Here is a 10,197-nt window from a genome sequence, read left to right on the forward strand (position 1 = left end):
CCTTTTCGGGAGCATCATGGAACCGCTGCGTACCTTCTTCATGGAGGACTACCTGGAGGGCTCGCGCTTCACCGCGCGCTTCAACCTGGGGGAGTCCGGTGGACGCCCCGTCACCGTGGGCGAGCTGCTCCTCGGCTCGGGCGTCAGCGCCGAGCGCGCCGCCGAGGTGTTCCTCTCCACGCCCTTGAATGACAGCCCCAACTGGGGCCGCGCGGACCTGCGCGACGCGGTGGCGGCCATGCACCCGGGCGCCACGCGGGACAACGTCCTCATCACCACCGGCACCAGCGAGGCGTTGCTGCTGCTGTTCCGTCAGCTCCGCCCGCGCAAGGTGGCCCTGGCGTGGCCGGCGTTCCAGCTCCTCTACGAGCTGCCCCAGCGGCAGGGCGCGGAGGTGGTGCGCTTGCCCGTGAAGTGGGACGCGAACGGCGTGCCGTCCGTGGACGCGGACCTGTGGCTGGAGCGGCTGGAGCGCGAGCAGCCCGACACCGTCATCATCAACAACCCGCACAATCCCAGCGGCCTGGTGCTGACGGCGGAGCTGCTGTCGGCGGTGGAGCGCTGGGCGGAGCGGACGGGCGCCACGGTGGTGGGGGACGAGCACTACCGCTTCCTGTCCTCGGAGACGTCCGTGCTGGGCGCGTCCGTGTACCGGCCGGGCTCGCGGCACTTCGTCACCGGCTCCTTCATCAAGTGCCTGGGCTGCCCGGGGCTGCGCATCGGCTGGACGGTGGGTGACACGGCCATGCTGTCGCGGATGCAGAACGAGAAGAACTACACGACGCACACCGTGAACCCGGTGACGGAGTGGGTGGCGCGCGAGGTGCTGCGGGATTTGGACAGTCCTGCGTTGCGCCGCGCTCGGGAGGACTGGCTGCGCAATCGCGCCACGCTCTCTGCCTTCCTGGAGCGCTCGCGCGGTGTCTATGGCGTCGCGCCCCAGGGCGGGCTCGTCACCTGCATCGGCCTGCGGGAGGCTCGGGACGATGCCACCGCGGAGACGCTGCTCAAGGCCCTGTCGGACGCGGGTGTGTTCGTCCTGCCGCTGAGCGCCATGGAGGCGGGCTCGCCGGACGGAGCGCATCCGCTGGAGCGCGGGCACGGTTTTCGATTGGGGCTGGGCATCGCGCCGGAGCGCTTCTCCGAGGCGCTGGACGCCATCGAGCGCGCCACCGCGCGCTGAGCGCCCGCGCTACCGCGTCAGGGACGAGAAGGCATGCTCGCGCGCGGCATAGTCCGCGTCGCGCAGCAGCAGTTGATGCACGCGCCCCTGGAAGGGCGTGGGCACCGCGGGGAAGAGGTGGTGCGTCAGGTGGTACTCGTCATTGCGCGGGAAGACGAGCCGGTTGAGCCAGCCCCACGCGAAGACGTGATTGCGGGAGCGGTGGAACTCGTCCGCGGAGGAGATGATGCCCGCGTGGTCCACCGCGTCTGACCAGTAGCGGATGACCTGGTAGGCGACGAAGTAGGGGATGACGTAGGCCCGCAGGAACACGTCCCAGCCCACGACGAAGTGCGCCACGGCGAGCAGGCCGCCGATGAAGCTCCAGCGCAGCAGCGTCACCCAGACCGGGTCCTCGCGGTGGAACAACACCGGGCGGATGAAGGCGGGCAGGTGGATGAGCAGCAGGGGACGCAGCAGGTGCGACTTCACGAAGGGCCGGTCCGGGTCCGCGAAGCCGAAGCGGCGGCGCGGCTGGAAGTCCAGGTCCTTCTCCGCGTCACCCAGGTGGAGATGGTGGCTGAAGTGGTCCCTGCGATACGGGTCCAGGGCCGTCAGGTCGAGCACCGCCAGCAGGTGTCCCAGGTTCCGGTTGTGGCGCTTGCCGCGCACGAGCATGCCGTGACACGCCTCGTGGAGCATGTTGCCCACCGCGCGAAAGCGCGTCGCGATGAGGAAGGCCATCAGCGGGTACAGGAGCCAGGCGGCGCGCGGCGCGTGTGGCAGCAGCAACTCGAACGCCGCCGCCATGGCCACGGCCAGGCCCAGGTGCAGCGCCAGGTGGGCCAACGCTCCGGGCACGGAGTGCGCGTGGTAGCCGAGCGCGGCGACCTCTCGTGCGTATTCGGCGCGCAGCCTCGCGGCGACAGACGTCGGGCGCACGCCACGCACGGGCCGGGCGGCCGGGGACGGCAGGGCGTCGCTGTCCTCCTGCGGCGCGGCGCTCACGGGAGACCTTTCGGGGCGAGGGGGGCGGACGGAGGGAACGCTAACCGGGCACCCTTCTCCGGGCAAGGCGAGGGGCCGGAGATGTATCGCGCTGTGTCAGATGTATCGCGCTGTGTCAGACAGAAGGCGGCCGGGGCGGTGGGGCCAGCGCGGTGGGCAGGGCCACGCCGTCTCGCGCGGCGAACACCAGTTCCTGGGTGGGAAGGGGGATGCAGACGGACGTGGTGAGGCCCACGTCCGCGAGCAGCTTCGCGTACTCGGACGCGGACAGCAGGTCGCCCTCGTTCGTCATGAAGCGACGGAAGCCGAAGTAGAGGTGGTCGAGGGGGCCGTCGCGGCGCTCGTTGAGCACGTACTCGGCGATGACGAGGATGCCGTCCGGACGCAGTGCCCGGGCCACGCGCGCGAAGATGTCTGGGACGTCCTTCGGGCTCAGCACGTTGAGCACCTGGGGGAGGATGATGACGTCGAAGTCCGCGGCGCCGAAGTCCTGGGTGAAGAGGTTCCCTGGCCAGAAGCGCGCCCGGTCCGCGACCTCCAGCTTCGCGACGTTGCGGCGCACCTGCTCCAGCACGATGGCCTGGTCGAAGTACGTGACGTGTGTGGAGGACGACGCGCGCGCGAAGGCCGCGCCCCACACGCCCGAGCCGGTGCCGATGTCCAGCACCGCGGCGCCCTCCAGCGGACGCACGCCCGCGAGCGTGGCCGCGGCGCGGCGGCTGAGTTGGAAGTGGGTGGCGAACACGGCGGTGATTTGCTGGGAGTTGTCCGCGTAGAAGCGCCCGCTCACCTCGGGGTCCTTCAGGTCGAGCACGTAGCGCTCATGGCGCACCGTCTCGTCCAGGCGTCCGAGGGCCTCCCAGTACCGCGCGGACACGGACAGCGAGCGCACCAGGTAGGCCAGGGCCTTTCCTTCCAGCAGCGTCTTCGCCTCAGGTGTCAGCGCCCACCCATCCTCCTGGCGCCGCGTCATTCCCAGCACGGCCAGCGCTTCCAGCAGCGCCCCGGGGGCACGCGTGGACGTGGACTCGCCCAGCGCCTGCTCCGTGCGGACGTCCTCGGCGAGCGCCGCCAACAACCCGCTCTGTCCCGCGGCCAGGAGAACCTGGGTACGCAGGCCGCTGCGGGTGAAGCGGTCGAAGAAGTCCTCGTGCGCGGGAGTGGCGAACGGCGTGGGAGCTACCAGCCGCTCGCGCAGGTGGCTGAGGACGTCCCAGCGCTGTCCCTCGAAGTCCACCGGCTCGCCGGACTTCACGGCGTCGGCCAGCAGCCCCATGGGGCCCCACCAGGGGAGCTCGGCTTGAAGCTGCTGGCGGAAGGGCGCGTCGCCCAGGAGGGTGGCGGTGTGGGGCGCGAGGCTGAAGCGGCGCGCGTCGTCCATGCGGACGAAGTCCAGGCACACCAACAGCTCCAGCAGGGAGCGGAGTCCTCGCGCGGAGCAGCCGAGCCGCTCCGCCAGCGTCTCCACTGGCAGTGGTTCGCCACGGCCCTCCACGGTGAGTGCGTCGAAGAGTCCCACCCGGAGCGCTGTCTGGAAGAGGGCGGACTCGTTGGAGGCGTTGCGCGCCCAGAAGTGGAGTGACTGTGCGAGGGAGGCGGGCTCGTGGGGGGCGGCCATGGGCCCTCAGCTTGTTCCCACCCGTCCTCCGGGTGCAACCCGGCTCCCTCGCGGCAGGGCCGGGAGCGGCTCTGATACGCTTGAGACATGGAATCACGCGCGTCGATGGTGCAACTCGTCGAAGAGTTCCTGCGTGCGGAAGCGCGCGTCCGTGACGTCTGGGTGTCGCCCGAGGTGGCCTGGGTGGTGCCTCGGCGCGCGGTGCGAGCGGCTGAACTGGACGCACTGCTTCACGAGCGCCTGGGGCCGGATGTGCCCGCCGTGGCGCTGGTGGACGCGCTGCCCCGGCTCGATTCCGGCGACGTGGATGCGGCGGCGCTGCGCCAGTGCATGCCGCCCGTGCCCGCGAGGCTTCAGGCCCTGGAGGACGCGCTCCGGCAGCAGGGCATCGAGGCGGTGGCGCTCGTGGGGACCCGGCGGGACGAGGAGGTCCACACGCCGCTGGACGCCTTGCTTCCCGCCGCACTGCGACTGAAGTCAGGGGGCGTGGCATCCGTGTCTTCGGCCCGGGCTGCGGCGCGGATGGACGCGGGCGGCCGGCCTTCCCTCATCGATTCAGGACCGCGCAGCATGCCCGCGGGAGCGCCGCGGACGCTCGTCGAGCTGCTCCAGCAGGCCGTGGCGCACGCGCCCGAACATGTCATCACCTTCATCGACGTCCAGGGGCAGCGGGAGACGCTGACGTTCGCCGCGCTCTGGGACGAGGCGCTCCGGCTGTGGGGCGGTCTGCGGGCGCGGGGCGCGAAGGCGGGTGACAGGGTGATGCTCGCGATGGAGCGCCCGGGTGACTTCGTGCGTGGCTTCTGGGCCTGCACGCTCGGCGGCGTCGTGCCGGTGCCGCTGGCGCTGCCGGCGTCGCTGGATCGCTCGCAGCCTGGTGTCGCGCGGCTCATCTCGGTGTCGGAGCGGCTGGGGACGCCGTGGCTGCTCACGGAGGCGAGGGCCACGGCGCCGCTGTCGGAGGCGGGGTTGCGCGCCCTATCGCTGCAATCCCTGTCAGGCGCGGAGCCGGGGCCCCTCGCGGCCGTGGACCCGGAGGCGCCCGCCATCCTCTCCTTCACGTCTGGGAGCACCGGGCGTCCCAAGGGCGTGGTGCTGAAGCACGCCAACCTGATGGCGATGGGCGAGGGGATGGTGGCCGGCGGTTGGTACCTGCCTGGGGACGTGGGCGTGAGCTGGATGCCCTTGGACCACGTGGCGGGGACGAGCTACCCCCACCTGCTCGCGCTGCGCACCCGCACGCCCCATGTACTGGTGGCGCGCGATTACGTCCTGGCGGACGTGCTGCGCTGGCTGGATTTGCTCTCGGAGTTCGGCGGGACGATGAGCTGGGCTCCCAACTTCGCCTACGGCCTGGTGGCGGACCGGCTGGAGCGCGAGGAGCGCCGCGCGTGGCGGCTGGAGCAGGTGCGGGTGCTGGCCTCTGGTGGCGAGTCCGTGCTGCCCGCGACGCTCCGGCGCTTCTCCGAGCCCCTGCGCGACAGCGGACTGCGCGAGGACGCGGTGTGCCCGGCCTGGGGCATGGCGGAGACGTCGTCCTTCTTCTCGATGACGCGGGGCGTGCGGACCCATCCCGTGGAAGCGGCGACGGAGCTGGGACCGCCTCCGGTGGGCGCGGCCCTGCGTGTGGTGGACGACGCCGACGCGGTGGTTCCCGAAGGTCAGGTCGGCCACCTGCAGGCCCGGGGGGCGCAGGTGCTGTCCGGCTACCTGGATGACGCGGAACTCAACGCGCGCTCCTTCACGGCCGATGGCTGGTTTCGCACCGGGGACATGGCCGTGATTCAGGACGGGCAGATGTCCATCGCGGGGCGCCAGAAGGAGGTCCTCATCCTCCACGGCAACAACGTCTACCCGCAGGACATCGAGGAGGTGGTGGAGTCGGTGCCTGGCGTGCTGCCGTCGTACACCGTGGCCTGCCCGACGCGGAGCGGTACGGCACAGACGGATGAACTGGCTGTCTGCTTCGTGCCCACGCCGGATGCGCCGCCGCTAGCGGAGTTGCTGCGGAGCATCCGGGAGAAGGTGGGCAGGGTGCTCGGCTTCCATGTCGCGCACCTGTTGCCCCTGGAGCGCCAGCAGGTGCCGCGCACGGAGCTGGGGAAGCGGGGCCGCACCGAACTGCGGCGCCGTTTCGAGGCGGGCGAGCTGGAGGCCGAGTACCACCGCGCGCTGCGCGTCCTGGGCGGACCCGCCACGATGCCGCCGTGCCTGGCGGTGTCCCGGTGGGTGCCTCGGCCGCTGGCGTCCAGGGCGGGAACGCGCGGTGCCGTGGTCGTCATCGCGGACGAAGCCTTCGCCGAGGCATTGCGCGAACAGGCCGACGGCCGCGAGGTGGTGCGGGTGGCGCCGGAGGCGAGCGGTGAACTCGTTCGTGCCATTGAGGCCCTTGCGGAGCGCCGTGTGCCTTGTGACGACGTGGTGGTGCTGCTGCCGGAGGCGCAGGAGACGCCCGCGGTCCGTGAGTCTTTGCTTCGCGGGGAGGTGGCGGCTGCGGATGTGCGCTTCCAGGACGCTGCCTTCAGAGCGCCTGGCAGAGGCGTGTCCGGGGGCGTTGCTGCACCTGCCCAGGGCACGGCCTCGGACGGCGCGATGCAGGCGGCGCCGGCCGCGCATCTGGCCGCACCTGCCCAGGGCACGGCCTCGGACGGCGCGATGCAGGCGGCGCCGGTCGCGCATCTGGCCGCACCTGCTCAGGGCACGGCCTCGGATGCCGTGCCGCAAGCGGCGGTGGCCTCTCGCATGGCGCCACTGCTTCATGCGCTCCAGTCCCTGTCCAAGCGAGGCGAGGGCGCTCCGGTCGTGCGCGTGCTCGCGGTGCTTCCGGAGCCGGGAGGGGACGACGCGGCTTCGCTGGCCGCCTTGCTGACGCCGGGCCTGCTCTGGAGCGCCGCGGCGGAGGTTCCGGGGCTGGAAGCGCGGGTGGTGTGGACGCCAGCGGACGCATCCGCCACCGCCCATGCTGTCGCCCGCGAACTCGCCTCCCAGGATGCCGCGCGCGAGGTGGCGTGGCGGGAAGGCACGCGGTGGGAGCGCGTCTTCACCCCATGGACGCCGCCACCGCTCGCGGCACCCCAGCGCCTCAAGCGGGGAGGGCTCTATCTGGTAACAGGCGCGCTCGGTGGCCTGGGACGTGAATGGGCACGTCAGCTGCGGCAGGGGCTGGACGCCCGGCTGCTGCTCGTGGGGCGGCGCCCTCATGGTCCCGAGGCAAGGGCGCTGGAGTCCGAGCTGGGCACCGCGAAGTATGTCTCCGTGGACGTCACGAACGAGGTCGCGCTTCGGAATGCCGTGCACGACGCGGAGGCGCACTTCGGTCAGTCGCTCGATGGCGCCTTCCACTTCGCGGGCACGCTGACGCCCGTCGCGTTGGAGCACGAGACGCCGGAGACACTGGTACAAGGCGCCGCCGCACATGCACTGGGCGCGAGGGCCATCGCGACCGTCTTGAAGGACAGGCCCCAAGCCGTCTGCGTCTTCGCGGCGTCGTTGATGGGGACGCTGGGCGCGGGCCGCCACGCGGCCTACTGCGCCGGCACGGCCTTCCTCGAACGGTTCGCCGAGCGGCTGACCGCACAGGGCCGCCACGCGGTGGCGGTATCACTGAGCCAGGTGCGGGAGACGGGGCTCGCGCGCTCACTGGGGGCCGCGCCGCCGGGCTACCGGGTGCTGGAGCCATCCCAGGCCCTGGCCTCCGTGGCCTTGGCGGTGGAGCACGCGCCCGCGCATCTGCTGTCAGGCGTGGTGGGGTCGGCCTGGCCCTGGCGTCAGGCGGGATTGGGCGAAGGGCAGCGCCTGGACACGGCCCATGTCTTCCTGGTGCAGCGGCCGGGAGACATCCCGCCCGTGGGACTCTCCGACGCGGTGCTTCATCCCCTGCCGGAATGGCCCCGCCGAGCGGACGGCGCGGTGGACCGTGATGCCCTGGCCGCCGCCCTCTCGGGGGCGGGGGACGGAGCCGCCGCCGGGCCATTCGAGACGGTGGTGATGGACGCCTTCCACGAGGTCCTCGGGGCCCAGGGCGTGGGCGTCGGTTCTGACTTCTTCACGCTGGGCGGCAGCTCGCTCCAGGCCACCCGGGTGGTGGCGCGCATCAACGAGCGCACCGGCCTGCAACTGCGCGAGGTGGCCCTGTTCGAGCACCCCACGGCCACGGCGCTGGCGGAGCACGTGCGGCGCGTGGTGGACCTGACGCAGTTGGACATCTCGGTGCTCAGCGACGCGCAGGTGGACCTGCTCCTGCGCGTGTTGGAGCCCACGTGAGCGAGGCGGTAGTCCCTCCGTCCCGTCCGTTGTAGCGTCCACCTACCCGGGCATACGTCTTGCCCGGGCATGGCACCGGACCGAGGAGTCTGCGTGACGCTGTGGTCGCTCACCGTTCAAAGTGTGCTGGCCCGCCCCCGAAGCTGGGTGGTGGGGCTGCTGGCGGCAGGCGCGGCGGCGCTGCTGACGCCGGGCGTGTCGTTGATGGGCAGCATCCATGATGGCACGCGGCGAAGTCTCATCGAGAGCGGCGCGGGGGACCTCCAGGTCTACGCCGCCGCCTCCACGGGAACGCCCCAGGTGGTGGTGGGGCCAGGGGGCGTCCCGGACCTGCAGCCCATTCCGGACTACGGCGCCCTGGAGCCTCGGCTGCGCGACCTCCCCGGCATCCAGGAGGTGGTGCCGCTGGAGCTGGGTATGGGCGCCGTGTTCCGTGGCAACGCCCTGGATGAAAAGCTGGCAGTGTTGCGCGAGGCGGCGCGGGCGCCGGCCTCCGAGGACCGGGACGCACGGCTGCGCCGTCTGGGCGAGGACCTGCGGCTGACGCTGGCGCGGGTGGCGCGCAACGCGGATCGCCGGAGCGAGGCCTTCGCGGAAGAGCCCGCCTTCGCCGATGACCTGCGCGTGCTGCGGGACGCGGCCGAGCCCGCCTTCTGGGAGCGGCTCACCGAGGACCCACAGGGCCTGCTGGAGGTGTTGGAGAACCGCGTGGCGCGGCAAGCGGGCGAGGGTGAAGAGCTTCCGGTGGACTACCTGGGCACGGACGTGGCGCGCTTCGCCCGGGCCTTCCCGCGCTTCGAGCTCGTCTCCGGGCAGCTTCCTCCGCCAGGGACGCGGGGCCTCGTCATGGGGCACGCGACGTACGAGCAGCACTTCAAGCACCCCATCGCCGTGCGCATGGACACGCTGCGCCGCGAGCGCGAGCGGGGCCTCACGTTGGCGGAGGACGAGCAGCTCCGAACGCTGGTGGAGCGCAACGTCGCGGAGGTGCCGGACCTGGTGGCTCGCCTGGACATCGAGCGCGCCACGGCGCTCCAGGCCGGACTGGCCCGCGTGCTGGGCGAGCCGGGCGAACTGGAGGCCCTGCTGGCGCGCTTCCTCTCGGTGGACGACGCCAACTTCGACACCCGCTTCGGACAGTTCTACGGGGAGCTGGCGCCCTCGCTGCCGCTGTACCGGCTCAAGCCCGGGGACGTGCTGTCACTGAAGACGCCGCTGGAGAGTGGCACCGCCGTGCCAGTGCGAGTCTTCGGCATCTTCCGCTTCCGGGGCCTGGGCGGCGACGACGGCCGGGTCAACACCATGAGCGTGGTGGACCTCGTCACTGCGCGGCACCTGTCTGGCCGCTTCACCCAGGCACAGCAGGACGAGGCGCGGGCGCTGTTCGAGACCTTTGGCATGGAAGGGGAGGCCATGGCGCCCCCCGAGTCCCTGGACGCCTTCCATCCGCCCGACATCGTGGACGCGGAGGCGCAGACGGCGCACACCGAACAGGCCCCGGTCTTCGAGCGTGCCCGGGCCCTGCCGGAGACCTTCTCCGAGGACGAACTCTCACGCGGCACGGTGTTGCAGGCCGCGGTGGTGCTGGCGCCCGGCGCCTCCGCCGAGGACGTCGCGGCCCGCATGCGCGCGCTGCCCGGTGGTGAAGCCCTGGCCACGGTGGGTTGGCAGGAGGCGGGTGGGCTGCTGGGCGGTCTGGTGGTGATGCTCCAGGCGGTGCTGCTGCTCTTCGCGCTGCTGATGTCCTCCTTCGTCGCGTTGGTCGCCGCTGGAACGCTGCTGCTGCTGGCGCGGGAACGCGTGGCGGAGGTCGGCACGCTGCGCGCGGTGGGAATGCAACGTCGCGAGGTCTTCACCTCGCTGCTGCTGGAAGGGTCGCTGCTGGGCGGTATCGGCAGCGTCCTGGGCGCGGTGCTGGGCGCGGCGCTGCTGTGGCTTGCGACCGGAGACGGCGTGGCGGTGGAAGATGGCTCCCTGCAGTTCTTCCTGGGCGGCCCGGTGCTGCGTCCAGCGCTGTCGCTGGGCGGAACCGTGGCCGTGGTGGTGGCGGTGACAGCCGTGGTGCTGCTGGCGACATTGGTACCGGCGTGGCGAGGCAGCGCGGTGGAGCCCATCGAAGCCATGCGGAAGGGCGAGGGCTGAACCG

General features: G+C 71.9%; 5 protein-coding genes. 3 read left to right on the forward strand and 2 right to left on the reverse strand.

The genetic code is table 11. The features are described 5' to 3' along the window. Positions 1-16 precede the first annotated feature (16 nt). Entirely contained in the window at positions 17-1,183 is a 1,167-nt protein-coding gene (locus FMP39_RS12590) for a pyridoxal phosphate-dependent aminotransferase (protein ID WP_141590148.1), read from the forward strand. Positions 1,184-1,192: 9 nt separating this feature from the next. On the opposite strand, the gene FMP39_RS12595 is transcribed toward FMP39_RS12590, so the two are convergent. Together FMP39_RS12595 and FMP39_RS12600 are read right to left on the reverse strand one after the other, a co-directional pair. Beyond that, complete coding sequence (locus FMP39_RS12595) at positions 1,193-2,170, reverse strand: fatty acid desaturase (RefSeq protein ID WP_141590149.1); 978 nt, start codon at positions 2,168-2,170, stop codon at positions 1,193-1,195. 115 nt (positions 2,171-2,285) lie between these two features. Next, the gene (locus FMP39_RS12600; RefSeq protein ID WP_141590150.1) at positions 2,286-3,788 is read right to left on the reverse strand and encodes a class I SAM-dependent methyltransferase; all 1,503 of its coding nucleotides are present in this window, start codon (positions 3,786-3,788) and stop codon (positions 2,286-2,288) included. An 87-nt stretch (positions 3,789-3,875) separates the two neighbouring features. On the opposite strand from FMP39_RS12600, the gene FMP39_RS12605 reads away from it, so the two are divergent. After that, entirely contained in the window at positions 3,876-8,051 is a 4,176-nt protein-coding gene (locus FMP39_RS12605) for an SDR family NAD(P)-dependent oxidoreductase (RefSeq protein WP_228557936.1), read from the forward strand. Positions 8,052-8,144: 93 nt separating this feature from the next. After that, positions 8,145-10,193, forward strand: coding sequence for an FtsX-like permease family protein (locus tag FMP39_RS12610; protein WP_228557937.1), 2,049 nt, complete (start codon positions 8,145-8,147; stop codon positions 10,191-10,193). Positions 10,194-10,197: the final 4 nt, after the last annotated feature.

Origin of the sequence: Myxococcus sp. AB056, from assembly GCF_006547365.1 — a bacterium.
Lineage (GTDB): Bacteria > Myxococcota > Myxococcia > Myxococcales > Myxococcaceae > Myxococcus > Myxococcus virescens.

Excerpts from the sequence above, each read along its gene's own strand:
- FMP39_RS12590 (WP_141590148.1), top strand. The coding sequence starts at position 17 with ATGGAACCGCTGCGTACCTTCTTCATGGAGGACTACCTGGAGGGCTCG.
- FMP39_RS12600 (WP_141590150.1), bottom strand. The coding sequence starts at position 3,788 with ATGGCCGCCCCCCACGAGCCCGCCTCCCTCGCACAGTCACTCCACTTC.
- FMP39_RS12605 (WP_228557936.1), top strand. The coding sequence starts at position 3,876 with ATGGAATCACGCGCGTCGATGGTGCAACTCGTCGAAGAGTTCCTGCGT.